27 protein-coding genes and 3 riboswitches are annotated in these 26,107 nt (G+C 38.9%); of the genes, 21 read left to right on the top strand and 6 right to left on the bottom strand.

Annotated elements, in window-relative coordinates:
- Positions 1 to 283 precede the first annotated feature (283 nt).
- The 4 genes from CH76_RS08290 (at position 284) to CH76_RS08275 (ending at position 5,594) form a co-directional block, all read left to right on the top strand.
- Positions 284 to 1,972 carry a hypothetical protein gene (locus tag CH76_RS08290; RefSeq protein ID WP_036145038.1) on the top strand — a complete coding sequence of 563 codons (1,689 nt, stop codon included), beginning with the start codon at positions 284 to 286 and terminating at the stop codon, positions 1,970 to 1,972.
- Between the two features lie 93 nt (positions 1,973 to 2,065).
- A complete protein-coding gene (locus CH76_RS08285) occupies positions 2,066 to 3,313 on the top strand; it encodes a HAMP domain-containing sensor histidine kinase (protein WP_161769880.1) in 1,248 nt (415 codons plus the stop codon).
- Between the two features lie 4 nt (positions 3,314 to 3,317).
- On the top strand, positions 3,318 to 4,208 hold the full coding sequence (locus CH76_RS08280; RefSeq protein ID WP_036145037.1) for a response regulator: 891 nt from the start codon (positions 3,318 to 3,320) through the stop codon (positions 4,206 to 4,208).
- Between the two features lie 114 nt (positions 4,209 to 4,322).
- Entirely contained in the window at positions 4,323 to 5,594 is a 1,272-nt protein-coding gene (locus CH76_RS08275; protein ID WP_036145035.1) for a cation:dicarboxylate symporter family transporter, read from the top strand.
- Between the two features lie 49 nt (positions 5,595 to 5,643).
- On the opposite strand, the gene nfsA is transcribed toward CH76_RS08275, so the two are convergent.
- The gene (nfsA, locus tag CH76_RS08270; RefSeq protein ID WP_036145034.1) at positions 5,644 to 6,372 is read right to left on the bottom strand and encodes an oxygen-insensitive NADPH nitroreductase; all 729 of its coding nucleotides are present in this window, start codon (positions 6,370 to 6,372) and stop codon (positions 5,644 to 5,646) included.
- Between the two features lie 204 nt (positions 6,373 to 6,576).
- A riboswitch (M-box (ykoK) riboswitch) is annotated at positions 6,577 to 6,740 on the top strand.
- A 97-nt stretch (positions 6,741 to 6,837) separates the two neighbouring features.
- Positions 6,838 to 7,001, top strand: a riboswitch (M-box (ykoK) riboswitch).
- A gap of 181 nt (positions 7,002 to 7,182) precedes the next feature.
- Here nfsA and mgtE (CH76_RS08265) point away from each other — a divergent pair.
- The 3 genes from mgtE (CH76_RS08265) to mgtE (CH76_RS08255) are packed head-to-tail and all read left to right on the top strand — an operon-like array spanning position 7,183 to position 10,204.
- Positions 7,183 to 8,160, top strand: coding sequence for a magnesium transporter (mgtE, locus tag CH76_RS08265; protein ID WP_036145033.1), 978 nt, complete (start codon positions 7,183 to 7,185; stop codon positions 8,158 to 8,160).
- An 18-nt stretch (positions 8,161 to 8,178) separates the two neighbouring features.
- On the top strand, positions 8,179 to 8,889 hold the full coding sequence (locus tag CH76_RS08260; protein ID WP_036145032.1) for an MgtC/SapB family protein: 711 nt from the start codon (positions 8,179 to 8,181) through the stop codon (positions 8,887 to 8,889).
- A gap of 13 nt (positions 8,890 to 8,902) precedes the next feature.
- Entirely contained in the window at positions 8,903 to 10,204 is a 1,302-nt protein-coding gene (mgtE, locus tag CH76_RS08255) for a magnesium transporter (protein WP_036145030.1), read from the top strand.
- Here mgtE (CH76_RS08255) and CH76_RS08250 read toward each other — a convergent pair.
- The gene (locus CH76_RS08250) at positions 10,185 to 10,814 is read right to left on the bottom strand and encodes a glycerol-3-phosphate acyltransferase (protein ID WP_036145029.1); all 630 of its coding nucleotides are present in this window, start codon (positions 10,812 to 10,814) and stop codon (positions 10,185 to 10,187) included. The genes mgtE (CH76_RS08255) and CH76_RS08250 overlap by 20 nt on opposite strands.
- 147 nt (positions 10,815 to 10,961) lie before the next feature.
- A riboswitch (SAM riboswitch) is annotated at positions 10,962 to 11,065 on the top strand.
- Positions 11,066 to 11,175: 110 nt separating this feature from the next.
- Between CH76_RS08250 and CH76_RS08245 the strand changes: the two genes are divergently transcribed.
- Entirely contained in the window at positions 11,176 to 12,453 is a 1,278-nt protein-coding gene (locus CH76_RS08245) for an O-acetylhomoserine aminocarboxypropyltransferase/cysteine synthase family protein (RefSeq protein ID WP_036145028.1), read from the top strand.
- A 261-nt stretch (positions 12,454 to 12,714) separates the two neighbouring features.
- Positions 12,715 to 13,701, top strand: a complete 987-nt coding sequence (locus CH76_RS08240; protein ID WP_036145027.1) for a homoserine dehydrogenase — start codon at positions 12,715 to 12,717, stop codon at positions 13,699 to 13,701.
- Between the two features lie 38 nt (positions 13,702 to 13,739).
- Here CH76_RS08240 and CH76_RS08235 read toward each other — a convergent pair whose 3' ends face one another.
- The 3 genes from CH76_RS08235 to CH76_RS08225 all read right to left on the bottom strand — a co-directional run bounded on the left by CH76_RS08235 (position 13,740) and on the right by CH76_RS08225 (position 15,203).
- Complete coding sequence (locus tag CH76_RS08235; protein ID WP_036145025.1) at positions 13,740 to 14,243, bottom strand: VanZ family protein; 504 nt, start codon at positions 14,241 to 14,243, stop codon at positions 13,740 to 13,742.
- A gap of 100 nt (positions 14,244 to 14,343) precedes the next feature.
- Positions 14,344 to 14,973 carry a hypothetical protein gene (locus CH76_RS08230; RefSeq protein WP_036145023.1) on the bottom strand — a complete coding sequence of 210 codons (630 nt, stop codon included), beginning with the start codon at positions 14,971 to 14,973 and terminating at the stop codon, positions 14,344 to 14,346.
- The gene (locus CH76_RS08225) at positions 14,973 to 15,203 is read right to left on the bottom strand and encodes an excisionase family DNA-binding protein (RefSeq protein ID WP_036145022.1); all 231 of its coding nucleotides are present in this window, start codon (positions 15,201 to 15,203) and stop codon (positions 14,973 to 14,975) included. Before CH76_RS08225 ends, CH76_RS08230 begins: the two co-directional genes overlap by 1 nt.
- A 116-nt stretch (positions 15,204 to 15,319) precedes the next feature.
- Between CH76_RS08225 and CH76_RS08220 the strand changes: the two genes are divergently transcribed.
- From CH76_RS08220 to CH76_RS08210, 3 genes are all read left to right on the top strand, one after another.
- On the top strand, positions 15,320 to 16,012 hold the full coding sequence (locus CH76_RS08220; RefSeq protein ID WP_036145021.1) for a response regulator transcription factor: 693 nt from the start codon (positions 15,320 to 15,322) through the stop codon (positions 16,010 to 16,012).
- Between the two features lie 144 nt (positions 16,013 to 16,156).
- Entirely contained in the window at positions 16,157 to 18,337 is a 2,181-nt protein-coding gene (locus CH76_RS08215) for a sensor histidine kinase KdpD (RefSeq protein ID WP_051910289.1), read from the top strand.
- A gap of 113 nt (positions 18,338 to 18,450) precedes the next feature.
- The gene (locus CH76_RS08210) at positions 18,451 to 19,710 is read left to right on the top strand and encodes a hypothetical protein (protein ID WP_036145020.1); all 1,260 of its coding nucleotides are present in this window, start codon (positions 18,451 to 18,453) and stop codon (positions 19,708 to 19,710) included.
- Between the two features lie 45 nt (positions 19,711 to 19,755).
- Here the strand turns inward: CH76_RS08210 and CH76_RS08205 are convergent, their stop codons facing one another.
- Positions 19,756 to 20,097, bottom strand: a complete 342-nt coding sequence (locus CH76_RS08205; protein WP_152553315.1) for a DUF3969 family protein — start codon at positions 20,095 to 20,097, stop codon at positions 19,756 to 19,758.
- Positions 20,098 to 20,198: 101 nt separating this feature from the next.
- Here CH76_RS08205 and CH76_RS08200 point away from each other — a divergent pair, with 101 nt between their 5' ends.
- The 9 genes from CH76_RS08200 to CH76_RS08160 all read left to right on the top strand — a co-directional run bounded on the left by CH76_RS08200 (position 20,199) and on the right by CH76_RS08160 (position 26,087).
- Positions 20,199 to 20,729: a sigma-70 family RNA polymerase sigma factor gene (locus CH76_RS08200; protein ID WP_036145017.1), complete on the top strand. Its 531-nt coding sequence runs from the start codon at positions 20,199 to 20,201 to the stop codon at positions 20,727 to 20,729.
- Complete coding sequence (locus tag CH76_RS08195) at positions 20,726 to 21,733, top strand: DUF4179 domain-containing protein (RefSeq protein ID WP_036145016.1); 1,008 nt, start codon at positions 20,726 to 20,728, stop codon at positions 21,731 to 21,733. The genes CH76_RS08200 and CH76_RS08195 overlap by 4 nt, the downstream gene beginning before the upstream one ends.
- An 89-nt stretch (positions 21,734 to 21,822) precedes the next feature.
- Positions 21,823 to 22,305 carry a hypothetical protein gene (locus CH76_RS08190; protein WP_036145015.1) on the top strand — a complete coding sequence of 161 codons (483 nt, stop codon included), beginning with the start codon at positions 21,823 to 21,825 and terminating at the stop codon, positions 22,303 to 22,305.
- On the top strand, positions 22,296 to 22,871 hold the full coding sequence (locus CH76_RS08185; protein ID WP_036145014.1) for a hypothetical protein: 576 nt from the start codon (positions 22,296 to 22,298) through the stop codon (positions 22,869 to 22,871). The genes CH76_RS08190 and CH76_RS08185 overlap by 10 nt, the downstream gene beginning before the upstream one ends.
- 87 nt (positions 22,872 to 22,958) lie before the next feature.
- On the top strand, positions 22,959 to 23,219 hold the full coding sequence (locus CH76_RS08180; RefSeq protein WP_036145013.1) for a metal-sensitive transcriptional regulator: 261 nt from the start codon (positions 22,959 to 22,961) through the stop codon (positions 23,217 to 23,219).
- 48 nt (positions 23,220 to 23,267) lie between these two features.
- On the top strand, positions 23,268 to 23,570 hold the full coding sequence (locus tag CH76_RS08175) for a rhodanese-like domain-containing protein (protein WP_036145012.1): 303 nt from the start codon (positions 23,268 to 23,270) through the stop codon (positions 23,568 to 23,570).
- Positions 23,571 to 23,633: 63 nt separating this feature from the next.
- On the top strand, positions 23,634 to 24,338 hold the full coding sequence (locus CH76_RS08170; protein ID WP_036145011.1) for a DsbA family protein: 705 nt from the start codon (positions 23,634 to 23,636) through the stop codon (positions 24,336 to 24,338).
- A 93-nt stretch (positions 24,339 to 24,431) separates the two neighbouring features.
- On the top strand, positions 24,432 to 25,052 hold the full coding sequence (locus tag CH76_RS08165) for a peroxiredoxin (protein ID WP_051910288.1): 621 nt from the start codon (positions 24,432 to 24,434) through the stop codon (positions 25,050 to 25,052).
- Positions 25,053 to 25,160: 108 nt separating this feature from the next.
- Complete coding sequence (locus tag CH76_RS08160; protein WP_036145010.1) at positions 25,161 to 26,087, top strand: c-type cytochrome; 927 nt, start codon at positions 25,161 to 25,163, stop codon at positions 26,085 to 26,087.
- Positions 26,088 to 26,107: the final 20 nt, after the last annotated feature.

The raw sequence follows: 26,107 nt of genomic DNA, 5'->3' as shown, positions 1-26,107 counted from the left end.
TGTAGCCTATACAAACTCTTGGAACAAGAGGGTTAGCTCGGTCAGTTTTCGTTGGCTAGTAAAAGCAATGATAAGTCGAGAAGCCCCCACTTCAATTAGACCGCAAGGTTAATAAGTGGTGGGTAGTTCACCAAAGTAGGTCAAAGACTCCGGAATATGGGTAAATAAAAAGATATAGCATAAGCCGATTAATACGGCGAGTGTTAACATCATAGCACCTCCAAAAAAATGAAACTATTTTGTGTACATCACGTAAATAAACTATACGAAAGGAATGATTCTTATGATGCCATATTTAATTGCTTCTGCAGTTGTCGCGATTGTAGCAGCGTTACTAATTGTACCATTGTTCAGTAAGAATAAAGACGGCGGGCCTTCTATGAGCACACGTCTTAAAGTAATATTTGGCTTATTTATTATCGCATTTATTATTACAGCCGCTACGGTTTATGTAACAAAAATGGATATGAACTGGCTAGCATTTTGGCCTGTGTTAATTGTATTAACATTAGCAGGCGCGATTTTTTCGAGTGGTGCGGAGCGCACAGTTAAAGGTGTATTATTTTTAGCAAGTTTAGGTTTAGGTATTTATATTTTAGCTGCGCCTGTTTTTAATGCAGATACTAAATTTAAATCTGCAGAGATGAAGGAAGAGGTTGAGCTAACACCGTTCGACGAAACAAAAAAACCCGCGAGCGTGCCACCTAAATTTGTACGCAATAAAATGAAAAAAGCTTTTGGGCAAGTACCTGATGCAAGCTATTATGAGTTAGGTAGTTTACAAATCCAAAAGGTAAAAGATGAATATGTATATATTGCGCCTGTAGAGTTTTCAGGTTTCTTCCGTTGGTTAAAAGGTGATACAACACCAGGTTACTTTATGATGAGTGCCACTGACTCAACAGCTAATCCTAAATTTATTAAGCAGGAAATGCGCTATATTCCTTCTGCTTATTTAAACAAAAACCTATCACGTCATATGCGTTTACAATTCCCGACGATGATTTTTTATGGCAAACCACAGCTCGAAGTAAATGACGAGGGCAAACCATACTATATTCGTTCATATGGTAAATATATTAGTGCCCGTGATGGCTTTGATGTATTAGGTATTATTATGGTGGATGCTAACACAGGTAAAACAGAGAAGCATGCATTAAAAGATGTGCCAAAATGGATTGATGGCGCTATCGCACCAGAAGTAGTAAGTTTACAAAATAGCTACTATGGTAAATATGTTCATGGCTTCTGGAACACATTAACAAGCAAAAAGGATATTAAATTACCGTCAGATGAAGGTACAGAGGCAAATGTTAGCCCTGTATTTGATGAAAACGGCGAGATGTACTACTTCACAGACTTTACAAGTCCAAAAGAAAATGTGGACTCTATGCTAGGTTACTCATTAACTCATGCACATACTGGTCAAGCAACATATTATACTGGTGACTTATCCGAGTCATATATGGACTCACAAGGTGCACTGCAAATTATTGAAAAGAAATTTATTGAGAAAAAATGGTCAGGTCAAATGCCGATTTTGTATAATTTCTACGGTGAGGCAAGCTGGTTAACTCCAGTAATGGACTCAAACGGCTTCCTACAAAACTACTTTATTGTATCCGCAGCAAACCCTGAGATTTCGGTTTATGCAAATACACCAAAAGAAGCGCTGAAATTATATAAAGCAGCCTTAACACGTGGCGGCGGCTCTGTAGAGAACGTAGCAGATGCCGAAGAAAAAACGACAGCAGGTAAAGTAGTACGTGTATATAAGGAGCGTATTGGCGACTATACTATTGTTAATTTCTTATTAGATACAAAAGACAACTTCATGGTTAGTACCGAAACTGAACCGCTTGCGATTTATATTGAAGCAGGTGATGATGTAAAAATCACATATGGTGATACAGGTGAGCAATTCCTACCTGTTAAGGAAATGAGTATTACTACAATTAAAGTAAACGAATAAACGCAAGCCTCCACCTAAACTCTTGGTGGAGGCTTTTGTTTTGTGACTTATGGTAAAATGAAAAAATGCATGATTAAGAAGGAGATTGCTATTTTGACAAATTCATTGCAATTATCACATAGAAATTATGAGTGGATATGGATTGTTATTATTGCAAGTTTAACAGCCATTAGTAGTGAAATTAAACTACTACCATTTGAACATATTAATTTTCGTTTTGGCTTAGGCAGTATTATATTTTTATTACTACTATTAATTCGCCCGACGGAGCGGGTGGTGCGCACAGGTATCGTCACAGGTATTGTAGTAGTGCTATTTCGCACGGGGATTGATGTTAGTGTGCGTGGTGAGGAGCTAGCCACAAGCTTTATCAGCAATGCGCCAACCTTTGTGTTTTATATGGTGTACGCGATTGGCTATAGATTGCTACGCATGGACAAGCATAAGGAGCGAGCGATTACGCTAGGGCTACTTGCCGTAATTACGGAGATTATTGCGAATAGCGGTGAGCATGCTGTACGTTTCTTATTTTCGCACCAGCTCATTGATGTACAGGGCTGGTTATTAGTAATTGCAGTAGCTTGCTTCCGTAGCTTTTTTGTCATTGGTATTTATTTTTCGATTGCACAGGCATACGGTCAACGGCAGCTTACAACGGATTTAACGGTGAATGCGAATGTTTATATGGAAACCCTCTACTTAAAAAAATTGATGGATCATGTAGAGCAAGTGATGGCACATAGCTATACGCTCTACCGCGAGCTAAAAAAACAAGACCACCCAACGCATCAACAGGCACTACATATCGCACAGGAAATACACGAGGTTAAAAAGGACTCACAGCGGATCTACGCAGGCATTAATAAAATCACAGTAGATATGGCACAAACCGCTAAACTATCACAGCTGTTACAACATGTACGTAATAGTAACGAAAATTATGCCGAACATTTAGGCAAGAGCTGTACCATCCATATTGCACAGGATGCTGATCTTGTAGTAGGTGAGGCTATTGCTGTCTTAACCATTTTAAATAATATTGTAGCTAACGCTGTAGAGGCGATGGAGCGTGGCAATATTTATTTGAGTGTCACTATTGGTGAGGCTGTTTTGTTTAGGATTGAGGATGAGGGCCAAGGTATTGATGAGCGGGACCTTGCGCTAATTTTTGAGCCAGGTTTTACTACGAAATATAATCAAGCAGGTGTAGCCGCAACAGGCATAGGCTTGTCGCATGTACGTGATTTAGTACAACGCCTTGGTGGAGAGGTTAACTGTGTGCCGCTTAAAACAGGTACAAGCTTTACCATAACACTACCGAAAAGTCGGATAGAGGAGTGAAGAAATGCGTTATTTTATTGTTGATGATGATGCGGTAAGTCGCCGTATGTTGAGTCAAATTATTATAGATGGTGATTTAGGCATTGTAGTAGGAGAGGCAGATAATGGTGAAGACGCCATTACGCCTATTTTACTGAGCCATCCTGATTTTGTATTGATTGATTTGTTAATGCCAAAGCAAGATGGTATTACAACAATTGAGCAATTACAAAAGGAAAATTTTAAAGGGCATTTTGTGATGATTTCACAAGTAGTGGATAAGGATATGGTTAGTGAAGCTTATGCTAAAGACATTGAGTTTTTTATTCACAAACCTATTAATAAAAATGAAGTGACTAACGTCCTTAAAAAAACAGCAGAGCGCTTTTTATTAAAGCAGTCGTTACTTACAATTCGAGATTCTCTTGTGCATTTCGAAAAAGATACAAAAGAGGAAATCCAACTAACAGTAAAAGATATTGTGCTGTCGATTTTAAATGATTTAGGCATTGTCGGACAGTCAGGTAGTGATGATATTGTAGCTATTATTGAAATGCTGAGCACACAGCAGGATATGCCTAAACAATTACCACCTTTAAAAAATCTTTACGAAAACCTTGCAGCTACTACACGTAATACAAGTCTAGATATTGCAAAAGAGGCGAAGGCAATTGAGCAACGTATTCGACGTGCTGTGATTACCGCAACCCAAAATATTGCGATTATGGGTGCGGTTGATTATGCTAGCCAAGAGTTTGAGTATTATGCCCCTCGCTATTTTGAGTTCGCTGAGGTGCGTTTATGCATGCAAGCCGTTCAAAAGGAGCAACCGATGCCTAAAAAAATAAAAGTAAATATTAAAAAGTTTTTACAAGTATTAGCGGTTGAAACGAAAGAAAAGTACTATCAGTCATAAAATTTAAAGGAACTTTATAAATTTTTTTGTCGGATTTTGTCGGACAAGCTAGTTTGCCTCATATAATAACAACAAGTTTTTCTATGAAAACATGTTTGTAAGGAGGTAAGCAGTTTGCAAAAGAAAAAATTTAGAATTAGTCTGGCGTACCAAATTTTAATTGGTTTAGCGCTAGGTATCGCAGTGGGTGCGATTTTTTATGGTAACCCCAATGTGGAAACCTATCTACAACCTATTGGTACAATCTTTTTAAACTTAATTAAAATGATTGTTGTGCCAATCATTATTTCTACACTTATTTTAGGTGTAGCAGGCACAGGAGATATGAAACAATTAGGTCGTTTAGGTACGAAAACAATTGTTTATTTTGAAGTAGTTACAACGATTGCGATCGTTTTTGGTTTATTAGCAGCGAACATTGCTAAGCCAGGTGTTGGTATTGATATGAGTGAAATTACAGAAACAGATATTTCATCTTATGTTGAAACAACAAAGGAAGTAGAAAGTTCAGGCTTTGCGGATACAATCGTAGGTATTGTACCAACAAATATTATTGATTCAATGGCACAGGGGGATATGTTACCAATTATCTTCTTCTCTGTATTATTTGGTTTAGGGGTAGCATCAATTGGTGAGCGTGGTCAACCCGTGCTTAACTTCTTCTCAGGTGTGGCAGACGCCATGTTCTGGGTAACAAATACTGTAATGAAATTTGCGCCGTTTGGTGTGTTTGCTTTAATTGGTATTACGGTATCTAAATTCGGTGTAGGTGCATTGTGGCAGCTGGGTAAACTCGCTGGTCTCGTGTATTTATGTATGTTCTTATTTGTATTTATTGTACTAGGCTCAATTGCAAAATTAGCTGGTATTAGTATTATTACGTTAGCAAAAGTATTAAAAGAAGAACTGATTTTAGCTTACTCTACATCAAGCTCTGAAACAGTTTTACCAAAGATTATGCAAAAGATGGAGCGCTTTGGTGTACCTAAGGATATTGTATCCTTTGTTGTGCCAACGGGTTACTCGTTTAACTTAGACGGCTCTACGCTGTATCAGGCCATTGCAGCAATCTTTATTGCACAGATGTATAATATTCCGTTAACAATTGGCGAACAAATTACATTAGTGCTTGTGCTAATGATTACATCTAAAGGTATTGCAGGCGTGCCTGGCGTATCCTTCGTTGTATTACTAGCGACATTAGGCTCTGTTGGTATCCCAGTTGAAGGCTTAGCGTTTATCGCAGGTATTGACCGTATCCTTGATATGGCTCGTACAGCAGTAAATGTTATGGGTAACTCATTAGCAACCGTAGTAATTGCGAAGTGGGAAGGTCGCTTTGATGATGAAGCGGCGAAGAAATATTTTGACAATCCTGTAGTATAAAATAAAAGGAGCAAGGCTGAGAAATTTACAGCCTTGCTCCTTTTTTATTTTATTGCCAAGTGAAGCCTTTTTTTGCGAGGAAATCTTTAATATGTGGTCGGCGTTGCTCTACTAAAAAATCAGCCATTTGTTTTGTCCAATTATCAATTTTACGATTAGAGGAGCGATTGCCATAATAGTTTTCCATCGTTGCATTGAAAGCTTGTAGCTGCTCGTCATAGTTTTCATCATACGTATTTTCATGTAGCACGGCACCAACAGGCAAGCGTGGCTTTACCTCATTGCGGCGCGCTGGCACGCCAATAGTTAAGCCGAATAGAGGGAAGACATAATCGGGCAAACCTAGTAAATCACTAATGTCCTCTGGCTTATTACGTACACCGCCAATATAGCAAATGCCATAGCCCTCAGCTTCAGCTGCAACGACAAAGTTTTGTGCAAAAAGTGCAACATCTGCTACGCCAACTAATACGTTTTCAGCAGAGTCTGCAACGATGTCTACACCTTCTAATTTACCTGCCGCTTGTAGGCGTTTAAAGTCTACGCAAAATACAAAAGCTGCGCCTGAAGTTTCGTATTGACGCGGGTTACCTGATAGTAAGCCAAGTTGTTCTTTTTTAGTTTCATCTGTTACCCAAACTACGCTATAAGCCTGTACAAAATGTGAAGAAGCTGCCATTTGAGCGGTTTCAATCAAATCCACAACAGTCTCTTTTGAAAGTTGTTCGCCATCATAAATACGTACAGATGAGTGGCTACGTAAAAGTTCTTTTACCATAATATAATCCATCCCTTCTCTGTGTTACACCTTTATTTTAGTACAAAAAAAGAAAGTTTGCTATTTTATGTAGAACGTTGCTGTTATGCGTGTTGGTGCAACTTTGTACGTCTAGAAAAGACAGTTTTTATAAAAAGTGAGATTGACAAGCATTTTCATGTGGCGTATAACTATAGTTGTCGAGAGACATTGTAGTAAAAAATAATATTTCCTCGTTAGGTGAGGCTCCTATATGAAGATATGCTGCTGCCCAGAAACGTCCAAAGACGCCAATGGGTCAACAGAAGTCATCGACTTAAGGTGATTTTTAATGTAGCTGGAAGAATCCTATGTCATATAGTGCTAAAACTCTACGAAAGAGGCTTCTATTTGCTATGGCTTATTTATATAATAAGCATTTATTTAGTGATGTTTGTTAAGCATTCCTCTTTGTAGAGAGGGATGCTTTTTTTATGCTTTCGACAAGTAAACACTCGTTAGGTGAGGCTCCTATATGAAGACATGCTGCTGCCCAGAAACGTCCAAAGACGCCAATGGGTCAACAGAAATCATCGAGTTAAGGTGATTTTTAATGTAGCTGGAAAAAATCCTATGTCATATAGTGCTAAAACTCTACGAAGGGGGTTTATTTAAGTGTTTTTTGTTGCGCTTATTTTACACTCCTCTTTCGTAGAGGGGTGTTTTTTTTATAAAAGGGGGTGGTGGGAATTGGATAGTTCCCCAGATTCAGCGAATTGCCGGAGTAAGATAAATGGAAATGTTCACTTCTCAGCATTGCATGTGGAGGTGAATGATTAGGAGGATTTTTTTATGACAAAGCCATACAAATTTGAGTCAGCTGGTGAAATCATGGACACAGGCTATATTACAGTGCCTGCCCATTTCACAGTGGACAACACAATCGCATATTTCCGAAAAAATGCGAAGAACAAGGAAAACTTGCATTACCTTTACGTAACAGATGACAATAGTCGCCTTTGTGGTGTGCTATCTGTACGAGAGTTACTGCTCGCTAAAAAAGAGGAGCGTATTGATGGTGTGATGACGAAGGATGTTACCTTTGCGCCGTCTGATATGGACCAAGAGGAGCTAGCAAAGATTTTTGACCGTGATGATTTATTATCCGTTCCTGTTATTAATGAGCAGTTTCAAATGATTGGCGTTGTACATGTTGATGATATTTTAGACGTGATGACGGACGAAACAACCGAAGACTTTTTAAAAATGGCACCTGTATCGCCAATTGGTGAGAGTTTGAAGGATGCGAGTGCGATTTTACTTTACCGCAAGCGTATTACATGGCTTGTGTTGCTTGTATTTATGAACGTCTTCTCAGGTGCAGGTATTGCTCACTTTGAGGATGTTATCGAAAATAATATTGCTTTAGTATTCTTCCTGCCTTTACTGGTGGATAGCGGTGGTAATGCCGGTTCGCAAGCAGCTACTTTAATGATTCGCTCCATGGCACTTGGCGATGTAAAAATAAAGGACTGGATGAAGCTCTTTACAAAAGAAATTACGATTTCGTTTTTACTTGGTATTACAATGGCAGCAGCCGTATCTGTTGTAGGCTTCATGCGCGGTGGTGCTGAAATTGCAGTAGTTGTAGCATTAACAATGACAATTGTAGTAATGGTAGGTAGCTTAATTGGTATGTCACTACCATTCATCTTCAACAAATTAAAGCTAGACCCAGCAACAGCGAGTGCACCACTGATTACATCTATTGCAGATATTGTAGGTGTATTAATTTACTTCTCTATTGCGGCTTGGTATTTAGGCTTATAAGAAAGGCGGTGTAGCGAGATGACGCACACAGAAATTATGATGAAATTAACGATTGCTTTGTTTTTCGGTTTATTTATTGGTATTGATCGTCAATTAAAGCATAAGCCATTAGGGTTAAAGACTACGATGATTATTTGTGTAGCGAGCTGCTTAGTTACGGTTGTCTCTATTGAATCGTTTCATCGTTTCGCTACGCCCGTATTTCGCAATATGGATCCAATGCGTTTGACGGCACAAATTGTGAGTGGTGTTGGTTTTTTAGGCGCAGGTGTGATTTTGCGTCGTAATAATGATGTAATCTCAGGTTTAACGAGTGCCGCATTAATTTGGGCAGCGTCAGGGCTTGGTATTGCAGTTGGTGTAGGGCTTTATGTCGAAGCAACCTACGCAGTTTTATTATTTATTTTAGCAGTGAATGTAATCCCTCCTGTAGTGAAAAAAATTGGACCACAGCAACTACGTCAGCGCGATGTAGCGGTAAAGCTTGTAATGGAACCAAATACTAAAATGACAGAACTATTAAAAACGATTGAGGGAAAAACACGCACGCTAAAAAAAGAAAAGCGCCAGACTATCTCCGTACGTAATGTCAAAATTAAAGACGTTAGCGACGAAGCACAGCATGTGAATTTATTATTATCAGCACCAGAAGATCAGTACACAACCGAGATTTATTACTTATTTAAAAAAATTGAGCATGTCGTAAGCGTGGAGGTCGAACATTTATAAGTAGGTGATAACAATGACAACAATTAAAAACTGGCAGGAGTATTCGTATTATTTAGCATTACACTTAAAAAATAAAGAACGCCCCGCTTTTCGTAAGCAGTTTTTATCGCTCCATCCTAATGACCAACTTGCGTTTATTTATATGTTAAATGAGCATACACGCAAGCGCTTATATCGCTATATTGCGCCAGCAGAGTTTGCCGAAATCTTTGGGCGCTTAGAGCCAAGTGAGCAACGCATGGTAGTAGAGGAGTTACAACCCGCGTATGCACAGGAAACGGTACGTGCAATGCCAACAGATGAAATGGTAGATTTTTTGAGCGGATTTTCAGTTGCGGAAACCGTACCCTATTTAAATTTATTAGAGGTGCATGAGGCGGATAAAGTAAAGCGTATGCTTGGTTATGGTAAGCATACTGCAGGTGCACTCATGACGACGGAGTATATGGTGGCGCACATTACACATACAGTTGCAGATGTATTGCTACATGTGCGTGAGCAAGGCGAAAACGCTGAAACAATTTACTATATTTATATTGTCGATGATGAAGAAATTTTACGAGGTGTGGTGTCACTACGCGATATTTTATTAGAAGCGCCCACTACAATAGTAGAAGCAATCATGCAGGATAAATTAATTTCAGTGGAAACGCATATTGACCAGGAAACGGTTTTGCATATTGTACGTGATTATGATTTATTAGCCTTACCTGTTACAGAGCAAGGGAAGTTATTAGGTATTGTGACTGTAGATGATGTGATGGACGTGTATTATGAAGAAACCGAAGAAGATTTCGGAGAGTTAGCAGGTGTAAGTGGTGCGATTGATTTAGATATTGGGGTTATGCAGGCAACAAAAATTAGGTTGGGGTGGTTACTGCGCCTTATTGTAATTAGTATGATTCCTGTTGTATTTATTTATTTAAATCCACAGCATGCTTATAGCATTGCACTCGCAGTACCCCTTATTGCGAGTATCGCAGGTAACGCAGGCATACAATCGCTAACGGCTGCCACACGTGTTAAGGAACAAGGCAATGCAGGCGACTTTAAAAAGCTTTTGCTGCGTGATAGCTTAGCAGCGAGTTTAATTGCCACGGTGGTAGCCTGTATCATTGGAGTGCTTGCCTATATGGGCGGGCAATCGGTAATAGCACTAATGAGCTGTGCATGGCTTGCTATTGTATTAAGCTCATTAGTGGGTACTGTGCTACCTTATGTGGTAAAGCAGTCAGCAAGTGCATCAAGCCCAGTCATTGCGACATGGAGTGATGCAATTACAGTTATTTTATTTATTACGTTGCTTTCTTTTTAAAAGCATTACGTACCTTAGGCTCAGTTCCTGCAAAAATATTTTTAACATTTGGGATGTGTAACCAAATCGTGACACTAAATAAGAGTAAGGTAATGAGCGTTGGTATCATGCCATAATAGCAAGCGGCAATCGTAATAAAGGTAATGTATAATGCCAACAAGCCAATAACTAAATAATTAGTAGCAATCCCAATGACGACGAATAGGGCGAGCCCGAGCAAACCCATTTGCCAATCTAATGCAATAAAAGTACCGATTAAAGAGGCGGTTCCCTTACCGCCTTTAAATTTCATTTGCAACGGAAAGTTATGTCCTAAAATAACAGCGCCTGCCATTAGGTAAAGTAGTGTATTGGCTTCAGTCGCGTTAACTTCGGTATAAGGTAGCGCAAATCGCAGTAAAATAATAGCGAATACACCTTTAAAAATATCAATAATAGCGACAAGCACACCGTATTTCCAACCAAGTGTAAGGGTGGCATTAGAGGCACCTGCATTGCCAGAACCAACGCCTTTTAAATTAACCCCTGATAATTTTTGTGCGATGGCAGAGCCATGAAGACAGCCAATGAAATAGCCAATGACACTAACAAGTAAGCCCGTAATTAACATAGCCTTTCCCCCTTTTTAGTAAGATTGATTTCATCATACTATACGCATGTAATAACTTTGAAGTTTCAGAAAAAATAAATTACTTGTTGACTTAGTAAAACAGTTGGGTATATACTGTGTAACAACGAAGGCAATTCAAACAAATAACTCTTATCAAGAGCGGCGGAGGGAATAGGCCCTAAGATGCCCAGCAACCAGTGATCCATCACAATGGTGCTAAGTCCTACAGACAATTGTCTGGAAGATAAGGGGAGGAAAATGTAACTACAACCTCTTCTTATTCATAGAAGAGGTTTTTTATTTTTTCGTAAAACCTCCTCTAAGGATGCCATTCGTAAAACAAATTGGGAGGCAATTACTTATGACAAACTTTAAACCAGAAACATTATTATTACACGGAGGGCAGGATGTAGATCCAACGGGCTCACGTACAGTTCCGATTTATCGCACAACGTCTTACGTATTTAATAGCACAGAGCATGCACGTCGTTTATTCGCACTTGAAGAGGGCGGCAATATTTACTCTCGTATCATGAATCCAACAGTGGATGTTTTTGAAAAACGTGTAGCAGCACTTGAGGGTGGTACTGCAGCAGTGGCCTTTTCTTCAGGCATGGCGGCAATTGCTTTCTCAATTTTAAATATCGCAGGCACAGGCGACGAAATCGTAGCAGCAGGCTCATTATATGGTGGTACATATAATTTATTTGCTAACACTTTACCACGTTACGGCATTAACGTAGTATTTGTAGACGAAACAAACCCAGAAAATTTCCGAGCAGCTATTAATGAAAATACTAAAGCCATCTTTGCCGAAACAATTGGTAACCCGAGCTTGCAAGTATTAGATATCGAAGCAGTAGCTACGATTGCACACGAAAATGGACTACCATTATTAATAGATAGCACATTTGCTTCTCCTTATGGTTCTAACCCGATTGAGTTTGGTGCAGATGTAGTAATTCACTCAGCAACAAAATGGATTGGCGGGCATGGTACAACAATTGGTGGTGTAGCTGTTGATGCAGGTAAGTTTGACTGGACACAAGGCCGCTTCCCAGGCTTTACAGAGCCAGATGCAAGTTACCACGGTATTCGCTATGGTATTGATGCGGCGGCAGCAGCTTTCGCAACAAAAGTACGCGTACAATTATTACGTGATTTTGGACCAACATTAAGTCCAGATGCGGCATTTAATTTATTACAAGGCTTAGAAACATTACATTTACGTGTAGCTAAGCATAACGAAAATGCGGAGAAGGTAGCGACGTATTTAAAAGAGCACCCATCTGTAACATTTGTGCATCATAATAGCTTTACTGATTTCCCGACGCATGAGTTAGCTAATAAATATTTAAAAAATGGCTACGGCTCAATTTTAACTTTTGGTATTAAAGGTGGCCGTGAAGCAGGTGCTAACTTAATTGATAATGTTAAATTATTCTCTCACGTAGCTAACGTGGGTGATGCAAAGTCATTAATTATCCATCCAGCATCAACTACGCACCAACAACTATCAAAAGAAGAGCTTGAGATTGCAGGTGTATCTGAGGAGCTGATCCGCCTATCAATCGGACTAGAAGCAATTGAAGATATTATTGCTGACCTTGACCAAGCTATTGCTGCAGCAACAAACTAAACATATGCCTTGTCGTGCCAATAGCCAAAGCCCCATTTGGTTAGGCAAAATTGGACGACTAGTCGCTACATGAGACGAATTTTACGAAAGACCATTTCCGTAGTTGCGGAGATGGTCTTTTATAATAGAAGAAACTCCAATAACTGACCATCTTAAAAAAACAACTGTACGTGTGGAAAAGATTAATGTTGTAAAAAGCGAATAGATACGTTACAATTTTCAGTAAGTTAAGTTTAGAGAGATTGTGGAGGGAATACAATTATGGCAACAATAAAGGCAGCAATTTTAGGATTTGGCACAGTAGGTCAGGGCATCTACAATATCCTAAACGAAAAGCGTGAGGAATTAAAAAATAAATTAGGCTTAGAGCTAGAGGTTGCAAAAATTCTTGTAACAGATGCAAGCCGTGAGCGCGTACCTGGTACAGCGCACTTAATGACTGAAAATATTGACGATATTTTTGAAGAGCAAGGCTTACAAGTTGTATTTGAGGCTATCGTAAATGAGGAGCCTGCTTATACCTATTTAAAGCGTGCTGTCGAAAATAAATGTCATGTTATTACAGCTAATAAAGTAATGTTTGCTAAGCACGGATTAAAGTTGCAAGAGTTAGCGAAGGAATACGGTGTATTTGTCGGCTACGAAGCAACAACAGCAGGCGGTGTACCTGTTATTAAAACAATGAAAAATATTCTACTCGTAAATGATGTTAGCCGCATCCAAGGGATTTTAAACGGTACATCAAACTATATTTTAACGAAAATGCGTGCAGAAGGCTGGACGTTTGAAGATGCATTAAAAGAAGCACAAAAGCTTGGCTATGCAGAAGCAGATCCATATAATGATGTGTCAGGTCAAGATGCTTTCAAAAAAATTATGATTTTAAGTGCCCTAGCATTTGGTGAGCAACCAGATTGGGATAATGTTGATGTTATTGGTATTGATAGTATTTCAGCAGCAGAAGTTGAAGAAGCAACGGCTAAAGGTTTGCGTTACCGTCACGTAGCAGAAGTCGAAAAACGTGAAGATGGCACTATTTTTGCTAAGGTTGGCCCAATGCTTGTAGATGCAGAGCACCCGCTGTACCCAGTGGATGATGTTAATAATGCAGTAGCGCTTGAAACAAATTATATTGGCACATTGTCATTAGTTGGTCCTGGTGCAGGAATGTACCCAACAGCTAGCGTTATGGTAGAAGACTACGCTGAAATTATTGGTAAACGTGCGGGCTTTGTTGTCCGAATTTAGTAAAAAAAAGAAGCGGCACACCATGTGTCGCTTCTTTTTTATATATTGGCGATAATAAGCAATGTAGCAATAGCTAAAAACAAGAGCGTACCAATGAGTGCAAAGCCAATAAGTAGACTATGTGCGCGTGTTTTAGCTAAAGTGACAGTTACTTTATAAAAAATAATACCGAGCAAACCTCCAGCTGTGTTCATTAGCAAGTCGGTACTATCACTAGAGCCTATCATAAAAATATATTGTAGCACTTCAAAGCTTAAGCTAACGAGAGCTATTAGTGCTAACTGTGTTAGGATTGACCACTTTGGTTTTAATATTGCAAGATACATACCAAAGGGCGCAAAGATTAAAGCATTAAGATACATCTCACTATAATTAACTTTGCCGTTTGTCACCATGGGCTTATCAAATGGTATGACGTTAACATAACGAATTGTAGAAATATCCTGTAGTGAAAATTGCATTTTAAATAAAATAATCCAAAGCAGTACCGTACTATAAATCGCAAATAAAGTGACTGTTATCCACTTTTGTCGTGTTGACATTAAAAAACATCCTTTCGACATTTAGTGTAGCAGGCAATTGTGTAGGAATAGTGTGCATAATTCTGAAGAATTACTGAAGAAAAAACGAATTTGACTAATGTCAAATTCGTTTTTTGGTTATAGGCGTTAAAATATATGAAAGATTAAGAATACTATCTATACTATAGGCAATGAGCCAGACGCGTAGTACCGTATTCGCAACTTCATTCGTTAACGGTTGTATGCGGTCACTATCTGTTACCCAACGAAGACTTAACGTAAAGTCAGTATTGCCGAAAGTTATCCACATGTAGATAACTGCTGCAACAAAAATCACGCTGTGGATAACTAAATTGCGTAGCGATTTTGTGCGTATATACTGTGGGCTTTTTTCGCGCGCAAGTTGTGCATGTTCAGTTGCTGTTAATAAATCTTCGCCTGCTCGCTTGCCGAGCCAAATACGAACCATGCGGTCAATCTTTTTAAAGTCTGCAACGCCGAATGTACAAGCATAAAGCAAAAAGACCATAATCACAATATGGAATGTTGTAATTTCTTTAGTTTGTTGATAAATCAGTAAAGCAAGCCCTGCTTCGAGCAGTAGCGGTACAATAAATAGTGCTAATGCTAACTGACTTAATGTGCGGTTCTTTATTTTATAGCGTATAACAATAAAAGCAAGTGCCCCAATTGTCGAAATTATTTCGAGTAATAAAAACCAATACCATTGGTAGTTAACGAGTATATCCATTAATCTTCATCCTTAATATCAATGTCTGGTGGAATCGGCGTGCTCTTCCAAATTTCGATTTCCTCTTTAATACGCTCTAGTTGTTCGTGATAAGTATCAAACTGTGCGCTATTAATTAAATAGCTCTCTCCATCATGTACAGCGCGAATACGTCCATCGTGAATATAGCGTACAATTTGGTGTAATGGCATATTTAAGTCGTTCGCAGTTTCAGCTGCTGTTTTATACATCGCAAGCGCTCCCTTCCTCCTTAGATTATAATACGTCTTAAGGAAATCTTCATAATTGAATAGATAAGTTGTTAAGAATTATATTTTACACTATATATGAGAGTGAGGTGAATATCATGACGAAATTAACGGTGCTAGTAACAGATGATGACCAGGCAATTCGTGATGGTATTGAAATATATTTAAAAAATGAGGGCTATAACGTAATTAAGGCGGCAGATGGTGTAGAAGCGCTGCAAAAGCTCCAAGAAAATGAAGTACATTTAATTATTTTAGATATTATGATGCCAGAGATGGACGGCATTACAGCAACATTTAAAATTAGAGAAGCGCGTAATATTCCAATCATCATGTTAAGTGCGAAGGCTGAGGACAGCGATAAAATCCATGGTTTATCCGTAGGCGCTGATGATTATGTGACAAAACCCTTCCATCCTTTAGAGCTGTTAGCGCGTGTAAAGTCACAACTACGCCGCTATGTACAATTAGGTACGTATGAGAAGGACGATGATGTGATTGAAATAGATGGGCTTTGTTTAGACGAAGTAGGTAAAGAAGTAATTGTGGATGGTGAGCCTGTGCAGCTTACGCCAATCGAATATAAAATAACAGAATTATTAATGCGAAATGCAGGCCGTGTTTTTTCGACACGAGAGATTTATGAACGTGTTTGGAATGAGGAGGCATATAATGCCGAAAACATTGTAGCTGTTCATATCCGTAAAATCCGTGAAAAAATTGAGGCTGACCCAAAGCATCCGCGTTATTTGAAAGTGGTGTGGGGCATTGGCTATAAAATTGAAAAATAATATAGAGCGCATGATAACATTTTTAGGATTTTGTGCCGCTGTTATTGGCATTGTTTTATTTATGGGGCATACACTGACCTATATCCAAGAAAATTTTGATAGTGTTATGCAACTACTGCGTCGCATTGTTTAGGAGGAAGAAGCATGAAAAATCAAAAGCGACAAAAAATTATTGTTGCTTTAGCGGTATGGGTATTAATTGTGGCGATTGTTGCCCTAGAGCGACCAGATTATTTTTATGACAATATTGCGAGCAAGTACACGTATGAGCATGTTATGGAAGACTATTTGATAGATGTTGGCCCGCTTGTATTAAACCCTCCGACTAAAGAGGCAATGGTACGTAGTATTGATGTTTCGACAAGTGAGATTGATCAATACCGCTATCGCTATGGCTCAAAAGAAGAGCAAATTGCTGACATTACTTTTCAATATGAAGAAGCAATAAATGAGGCAAATCAAAATGGTAATGAAGCGCGTAAAGTACAGCTTACAGAAGAACGTGATAAAAAATTACAAGATATTAAAAAGAACTTTGAAGATGACGAGCACGTAAAGAAAAAAATCACGAAAGAAAAAGTAAAAGTTGTAGAAAGCTATTTAGCACAAATAGAAGAACAACGCACTGAGCTTATAAATAATTTTCCGTACATTAGCTATAGCTTAAAAGATGTAGACACAGGAAAAGTAAAGCAATCAGGCGATGTTGAAGCGAAGGCGATTAAAAAATACAACTTTAATCAAGAAACACAAATGCTAGTCGCTAGCACTTATGCGCGTAATGCGGAGTGGGTGTTTCAAGATGGTGATTATACGTGGCCAATGCTAACGGAGTCAAAAAAAGGAGAGGCTAGCAATCAAACGCATTACTATAAAGGCGTGCTATTGATTGATGAAAATAAATTTAAAGCATCTAATTATTACAACACCTATCGACAAGTATTAATGAAGCATTATGTCTTTTTAGCTTTTGTGGCGAGTGGTGTAATCAGTTTACTTATTTTATTGCTGATGAAGGCTCGCTTGCGAGAAGTATATGAGCGCGTAACATTCTTCCATCAAACAAAGCTAGACGTTCATTTAGCGCTTATTTTAGCGTCAGGTTTTGGCTTTATGATTAGTATTTCGCGCATGTCTAATTTATTACTATTAGAGCAAGGCAGTGCATTGATTCCGTGGTTACTCATTGTGATAGCTACAACAACTTTGTTAGTGGCGAGTGTAAATAGTTTAATTTACCGTGCAGAGTTAAAGGGTAATTTCTTTGAGTTAATGAAGGAAAGTTATTTACGTCAGATGCTAGTGGCCTGCTATGATATTGTGTTAAACCGCTCATTGTTTTTACAAACGACACTGTTACTATCATGTTCATTTATTGGTGGGATGGCAGCAACAACAATCCTTAATGGTGGTGGCGGTATGTTTATCTTCTTCCTTTGCTTCATTGTAGGGTTTTCGGGCTTCTTTTTATTCCTAGCACGCATGGGCTATTTAAGTCGTATTGTAAAAGATACAGAAGACCTCGCAGCAGGGAAGCTAAATCGTCCTATTGCTATTAAAGGGCGTTCAGTGTTTGCAAAGCACGCTCAAAATTTAAATGAGCTACGTGAAGGTGTACGAGATTCGATGAATGAGCAGGCAAAGAGTGAGCGTTTAAAGACCGAGTTAATTACCAATGTGAGCCATGATTTACGTACGCCATTAACGTCTATTATTACGTATACGGAGCTACTTAAAAACGATAATCTTACACCAGAGGAGCGTCGTTCTTATGTTGAGGTACTCGACAAAAAATCAGAGCGTCTTAAAATTTTAATTGAAGATTTATTTGAAGTTTCTAAAATGGCAAGTGGCAACATGGAGCTACACAAACAACGTGTAGATTTAATGGAGCTTGTAACACAAGTCGTTGGTGAGCATGAAGAGGAGCTTGCCGAAAGTAATCTTGAACTACGTATGACAATGCCACAAGCACCAATTTATGCTTATGTAGATGGGCAAAAAATGTGGCGTCTTATTGATAACCTAATGATTAATGTACGTAAATACGCGTTAGCGCATACGCGTGTGTATGTCACCCTAGAAGAAAATGAACAAGGGCAAGCAGAGCTAGCTATTAAAAATATTGCAAAATACGAAATTGGTGGCAATGTGGATGAACTATTTGAACGCTTTAAGCGAGCAGATAAATCACGTCATACTGAAGGCTCAGGCTTAGGTTTAGCTATCGCACAATCTATTGTAGATATGCATGGTGGTAAGATGAATATTGCAGTAGACGGCGATTTATTTAAAGTTACTGTAAATATTGAAAAAGTACGCTAAATTTACACCGTTAATTCATAATTGTTGATACAATGTAAGGTAGAGGGAAATTAATCCTCTACCTTTTTATTATAGTAAAATACAAATGCAGTAGTGATAGGAGGTCGCATCACTTGAAAATTTTGATGATTCAGCCGATTTATGATACACAATTTACTGTGCGCGCATTACTAGCGAAGATAGAAAAAATCGTTGCCCAGCAAGAGGTGGATATCGTCGTTTTTCCAGAAAGCTTTTATCAAGCAGCGACTTATGATGCCGCTATGAAAATTATGTACAAGATGGCTGATAAATTACGTGTGGCATTATTAAGCGGCGTGTCCCTAGCCGATGGCTCAGAGTGGGCACTTTATTATAACCCTAACCCTAAAGATTGGGAGACGCGTGAAACCGCATTTGTGAAGCATTCAACAGCAACTAAATTAGCCTTTGATTATGACCCACAAGTGTTGACGGACAAGGATGTATACCGTCCAATCTATTTAAAAGATTACGCACTTCAAGCAATTATTAGTCATGATTTATTTTTCCCGTTAATTACCGAGCGTCTTGAGCGTGAAGGTATGGACATGTTGATTCACTTAACGGAGGGCAATGTCAAAATGTCAAAATGGCATAATGTATTACGTGGGCGTTCATTTGAAACCTCAGCGCTCATTTTATGTACGATGGGGCATGACCCTGAGCAAAAGCAGGCATCAGACATTATTGCCTACCGTAAAGGCGTACGCATTGTGCCTGAGTTTATGGTTGGTGATAGCTTTGACCATGAGGATGCTTGCCATTTATTTGATTTAGCATGCCTTGAGTATGTACCAGAAAAAAACAAAAATTATTATAGTGATAAAAAGTATGAGGCATTTACAATTGGTAACGATGTGGAAGCCGACGTATACTTTGATTCGCGACGTAAGCGCGTTAAAACAAAGCTTGATAAGGTTGAGCAGCACGAAAATTCATTTGTTGTTGAAAAGAACGGTGAGCGGGTGCATATACATAGTGGAACATTTAAAGATTTAAAAAATAGATTGTACGTGCACAATCAGCCATCTACACCAGGTGAGCATCATATTATTGTTTATCACGTCAATAAATATATTACAAATAAGCAAAAGGCCATTGCATTATTAAAGCTACGTGCCATTGAAAATCGTATCGCAGTCGTATTGATTACTAAAAATATGTTCATTGGCGCAAAAACTACGCGCTATAAGGATATCCAATTATTTAATCCAATCGACGAAAAAATTGGTTTTGATCTAACTTTTATGAAGGGTATTGATAGCGTCTTTCAGCGTAGTAACCGCAAGCTCGGCATCCCTAAAAAATATGAGCAGGCCTATTTAAGCTTAAAGCATGAGCAACGAACATAAAAAACAAGAAGCCCAAGTAAATGGGCTTCTTGTTTTTTTGTGTAATTATTGCCAAACTGTCGCTACAATTTTCGTATCATTAGAAATTAACCAATTCGTTGCAAGGGTACGCATATCATGTAGGCTTTTAGGGACAGCATGAGGGATGAGTTTTTCGATTTGGCGTAGCTCACGCCCTAGCTGTAAAATATGTACAATTTCATGTCGAATGGCTTTGCGCTGTAAAAGTGTAGTAACCTCTCGACAAAACCATAATGTTTCGGCTTCTTCTATTGTAATACTACGGTGCTCTAGTGCAGAGATAACACCTAAAATATGTATGACTAAGGCTCGCTCAATAACGGGTTGCTCCTTAGCAGTCATCGTTAAAGTATGAATAATAACCACTCCTTCTTTTCTAGTATAAACTTTTTTTGTTTTTTTGAGAATAATTCATAAGTGCTGTCGTTGTATAAGGTGAGAGCGCTTTTTGTACAAAGGAGATAGCTATGATTACAAAACAACAACTTAAACGTTTAAGAAAGCAAGATGAAAAGGTGTTAACCGTGGTGATTGATTTATATATGCCACTTGTTAAAGCGATTGCTTATAAAATATTACAGCCAATTGGGCACACAGATAGTATAGATGAGTGTGTTAATGATGTATTTTTAACCGTTTGGCAAAATGCTTCAAAGTTTGAAGGTGAGCCAGCCGATTTTAAAAAATGGCTTGGCACAATTGCTAAGTATAAGGCAATCGATCATTACCGCGTATTAACAAAGCGTGCACAGCGAGAGCAAGTGAAAGAAGAGCTACCTCAAGTAGCCGTATATGACCAGCAGGAACGCAACAAGCTGCTACTGTTGCTAAGTGGGCTACCTGAGCTAGACCGTGATATTTTTTTAATGAAGTATTATCTACAATTGCCTAATGACGAAATAGCACAGCGCTTAGACTTAAGCAAAGCGGCTGTAGACAATCGACTATATCGTGGTAAACATCAATTAGCTAAGCAACTAAAGGAGCGATGGGCATGAAGGAACAATGGGAAAATATTAATATTGATGAAATCGAGCCTATGGAGGTCACAGAAATGGAAAAAGCACGCGTAAAACAACATATTATAAAACAACAACCTAAAAAGAAAATGGGTGCATTTGCAAAGGTATCAGCTGCCGCAGTGATTTTTGTTTCTGGTTTAACTGCAGCAGGCGTTGCCTCACCAGCGTTAGCTGAGCGCATTCCATTTATGCAAAATGTAGTAGCGTTTATTACCGACAGCCCACTTGATGAAGCAAAAAGTGAAAATGCAACAGCACTACTGCAAGTAAGTGAAGATAAAGGTATTAAAGTAATGGTAGACCGTGCCATCTTTGATGGTACAACATTAACAGTTTATTATGCAGTAGAGTCTAAAGAAGATTTAGGTGATTATCCATCATTTAGCGAACAACCTGTAATTAAAGGTTCGACGGGAAGTACGGGAAGATATACCTTAGAAAAAATTAGTGATAATACCTATGTTGGTGTTACCACAGTCACACCTCATGGTAAAAAATTCGAGTCGGTTGACGTTACGTGGGATTTGGGTATTTTAACAACAGATAGAAAAAAAGAAATCTCAGGCAATTGGTCGTTTGCCTTTACCCTAGATGCGGAACAAGCGACTACACTACCATTGCAGTATAGTATCCAAGAAGAGGGAGTAAGCTTGCATCTAACAGAGTTACGACAAACGCCTTCTATTACAACTATTTATTATTCAACAGCAATGGCTGAAGAGTTAAAGGGGAAGTACGGTAGTGTGACAGTGCTTTTCACTGATATTACAGATGACTTAGGTAATATTTATGAAATTGAAGATAATGGTGCTACAAGTGATGATGAGGGGGTGACTTTGATAGCGAGTTCGACACTTAATGCGGTTGATGAGAAAGCTACAACCCTAACTTTTACACCAAAAGCAATTTATGCAGGTCTAGAAAGTGGGCCAATTGCAAAAGAGCATGAAATGGAACCGATTACTCTTCAATTAAAATAATTTGACAACTGCCCTCAAAATTTGGGGGCAGTTTTTATTTGTGCTAAGGTATAATGAAAGTAGTATTTTTTTGAAGGGACGTGGCGGCAGTGGATTACGGTATGCTTTGGTATAAAATAAGTAAAAAAATTGTGGTGCATCAAGATTATATTGATTGGGCATTATATGAGATTATGAACGGCAGGCAAGATGTTAATTTATATGCACTTGCAAGCTATACAGCTGAGACTTACACCTACATGATTGAAGATGCTTTTTATAACTATCAAAAGCGTATGGGAATACCCACGCCGTATGAACAATTGGCAAGTTATATTAATGGACAAATTGCTTACATTAAACAAGGTGAGCAATGGGAAGAAGCCATTATTCAACTCATGCATGTTTGGCTCGCTTATGGTCAACCAGAGCCATTAGAAGTATGGTTTGAGCTATCGGAGATGTTGGATGATATTCGGTATGGTGATAATCCTAAAAATTTAACAAAGCAATATGTATGCGAGCGAGCTCAGCGCGAGGCGGCTAAGCATATTACGATGCGTTGCTTTACAAAGGAGAGCCTATGGACATAACTAAAATTACTGCTGATGAGTTGTATTGTTTTGTGGAAGGCGATTATGGCATATACGAAATTACAAGCAACATTGCGACAGCACCTTCAATTTTTGCGGAGCTTGCGCAGGTTTACTTTCATTATCCTTTTTATATTACATTTGAGGGCTATGACGACGTACGTAGCGAAATTATTACCGCTAAAAACATCGAGTGGATTGGTGATATAGGTACGGTATTAACGAGTCAAGGAAATGCGATTTACCATAAAGGTGTGCCAAGCTTTAGAGCGACCATTGCCTCAGCTATGGATTTTATGCATTTCTTGCGTCATAATTATCGCTATGTGGTAGAAAATAATTTTTTAGTAGCTACACAGCACAAATATGTTATGTATAAGCCTGTTATTCAGGATACTCATACGCAGAGCTTTGCGTATTTAAATGCGCTTATGCACACGCATTTTTTAATGTTTGGTGAGCGTGGACAAAGTGTTATTATAGGCACAAAAACAGAGGCAACTGAAGAAGCCCTCTATACAAAATTGCTAGGTTACCGACATTGGCAACTATCAACAACAGACTAAATCACTCTCTATAGGGAGTGATTTTTTGACTTATACGGATAGGGGTATTAAAATCGAGGTAAGGTAATAAAATAAGGAGGTCAAAACATGGCATACGATACTAAAGCATTAAATCGTGTTAAGCGTATGGAAGGGCAGCTCCGTGGTGTTTTACGCATGATGGAGGAAGGACAAGATTGCAAGGACGTTATTATGCAACTGTCTGCAGTACGTTCAGCTGTAGACCGTGCAATTGGCGTAATTGTGAGTGATAACCTACTAGAATGTGTACGTAGTGCTGAGGGCGACCAAGCTAAAATGGACGGCGCAGTACAAGAGGCGATGGATTTAGTCGTTAAAAGTCGCTAGAAAGTGGTATAGTTAAAGTCAAACTTAATTATTTAGGGAGACTTTTATATGTATGAAATGACAACAGATGAAGTGCTTGCGGCACTTGAAGCAGGCGAAGAGCTTGTATTAATTGATGTGCGTGAACAAGAGGAAATTGAAGCGGGTCATATGGAAGGTATTGTACACATTCCAATGGGCGACATTCCAAACGCAGTAGATTCATTAAAAGAGCATAATAAAAAATATGTAATTGTATGTCGTAGTGGTAGCCGTAGTGGTAACGTAACGATGTATTTACGTCAATTTGATATTGATGCCTATAATATGATTGGCGGCATGTTAGATTGGCGCGGAGAAGTAATTTACTAAAGGGCGGCTTAGCCTCCTTTTTTTACTAATATATATACCCTATAGTGTATTGGAGGAAGCGTAATGAAAATCGAAATGTTTACGGACTTTGTATGTCCATTTTGTTATATTGGCAAAGTACAGCTAGAGCAGGCAATTCGTGAGGCTGGTTATGAAGGTCAGGTCGAAATTGAGTATAAGGCATACCAATTAGACCCGAGCGCACCAACTACAGCAGCGCCTCGTTACTTGGATAGTTTGCGTACAAAGTTTGATGGCGATGAGAAAAAGATGGCTGAGTTGATGGATAGCATTCAAGGGCGTGCAGGTGAAGTTGGGCTTACGTATGACTTTGAAGCTATGAAAATTGCCAATACAGAAAAATTGCATCGCTTAGCAAAGTGGGCAGCGACATTTGATAAAGGTACAGAGCTAGTGGATGTTATGACGAAAGGCTATTTTACAGAAGGCTTAGATTTAAATGACGAACAGGCTGTAATGCGACAAGTAGCGGCACTGGGCTTAGATGTAGAAGCGGCAAAAGCTGTGTATCATTCGGATGCCTATCAACAAGATATTGATATGGATCGCTATGATGCAATGCAGATTGGGGTGCAAAGCGTACCATTTTTTGTATTCGAAAATCGTTATGGTATTGTAGGCGCGGAGCCAGATGAGGTATTTGTACGTACATTGCATCAGGCAGCAAAAATTGCAGGAGATACACCAACTTTGGCAATGATGGGTAATAGCGGTGCAACTTGCGATATTAATGGGAATTGTGAATAGTATAACGTGAAGCTCTTAAGCAACCTTTTTTGCTTAAGGGCTTTTAGTATGGCAGAATGGTGAAAAGTTAAACAATACATGGGAGGGTACTACGTGGAAAAAAAGAAAAATCCAGTTCAATATTTAGTTTTAGCATTGTTGCTTGTGGCAATTGGTTGGGTTGGCTATACAGCCTATGACAATAATCAAACAAAAAAAGCACAACAAGCTGCACAGGTTGAAGCACAAGAAGCAAGAGCAGCGAAAGCAGCTGAGACAGCAGATGAAACAACACAACAACAACCAGATGTAATTTACGCACCAGAATTTGTAGCGGCTAACTTAGGCGGTCAAAAAGAGGCATTGTCTTCTTATCAAGGTAAAAAGGTTGTACTAAACTTTTGGGCATCATGGTGTCCACCATGTAAAGCAGAAATGCCACATATGGTAGAATTTCAAAAAAATGATGCAGAGGCATTAAATACAGATATTGTAGCGGTTAACCTTACTCAACAAGAAAAAAGCGGTATTGGTGGCATTAAGTCCTTTGTAGATGAGTATGCGTTAAATTTCCCTGTGTTATTAGATGAAACAGGCGAGATTGCTTCACAGTATGGCATCATTACGATTCCTACAACATTTATTTTAGATGAAGAAGGCGCGATTGAGCACCAAATTACAGGGCCTGTTACTGATGACTTGTTAATTAAGTTATTAACAGAGATGGATGAGTAGGACTTAGCGCTTAATTTTTATAAATATGAAGTAAGTGTGAGAAAAATCACAGCCCTTTTCTTGTATGTCCATTAAGATGGAATTAACACATACAAGGAGGGGTATATTATGAAAATGGTTTTAGGGATAGGTGCAGGTCTTGCATTGATTGGTGCGATGTTAATCGGTGCAATTTATGGAGATAAAATGTTAAATAGCAACGAGCAAGCGGCTTTGAGCGTAGCAGCAACTGCAGCTTCAACAACTGTTGAATATGCGCCACCAAGTATCGAAGAGGTTCCGGATGGCCCTATGAAAGAAGCAATCCTTTATGGGCACGAATTAGTAAACGAAACAAATGTAGTAGCAGCAGACTTCGTAGGTAATCAATTATCTTGTACGAGCTGTCACGCAGGTGCAGGTTATGATCGAGATTCTTCTTCTTTAGTTGGTGTATCAGCAGCATATCCACAGTATATTGGTCGTTCAGGTGGTATTGTAACACTTGAGGAACGTATCAATGGATGTATGGTTCGTAGTATGAATGGTAAAAAATTTGCGGTAGATAGTGACGAGATGGAAGCAATGGTTGCTTACTTCGGCTACATTTCTGAAGGCATCCCAATGGGTGCTGACCGCGATTGGGCAATGAAAAATGATATGAAGGATGTTCCAGTACCAAGCGTAGAGGACGGCGAGAAAGTATATCAACAATCTTGTATCGCATGTCACGGCGCAGATGGTGAGGGCACAGGTGCTAATACAGGTCCAGCTTTATGGGGTCCAGATTCATTTAACGATGGCGCAGGTTTATCACGTATTAGTAAAATGGCAGGCTATGTACAAAATAATATGCCAGTAGGTGCGGCAGGTACATTAACGGACCAAGAAGCGGCAGACTTAGCAGCATTTATTTTATCGCAAGACCGTCCAGAGTGGAAAAACCACGACAAAGACTTCCCAGGTATCAAACGTCCATCCGATGTAATGGATAATGAAAAACGTCAACAAGTTAAAGACGGCACAATTAACTGGGCAGAAGTAGTTGGTAAATAATTGAGTAATTAACCAGTAAC

The organism is Lysinibacillus sp. BF-4 (genome assembly GCF_000743635.1).
Lineage (GTDB): Bacteria > Bacillota > Bacilli > Bacillales_A > Planococcaceae > Metalysinibacillus > Metalysinibacillus saudimassiliensis.
This window is presented reverse-complemented; position numbering and strand designations above follow the sequence as displayed.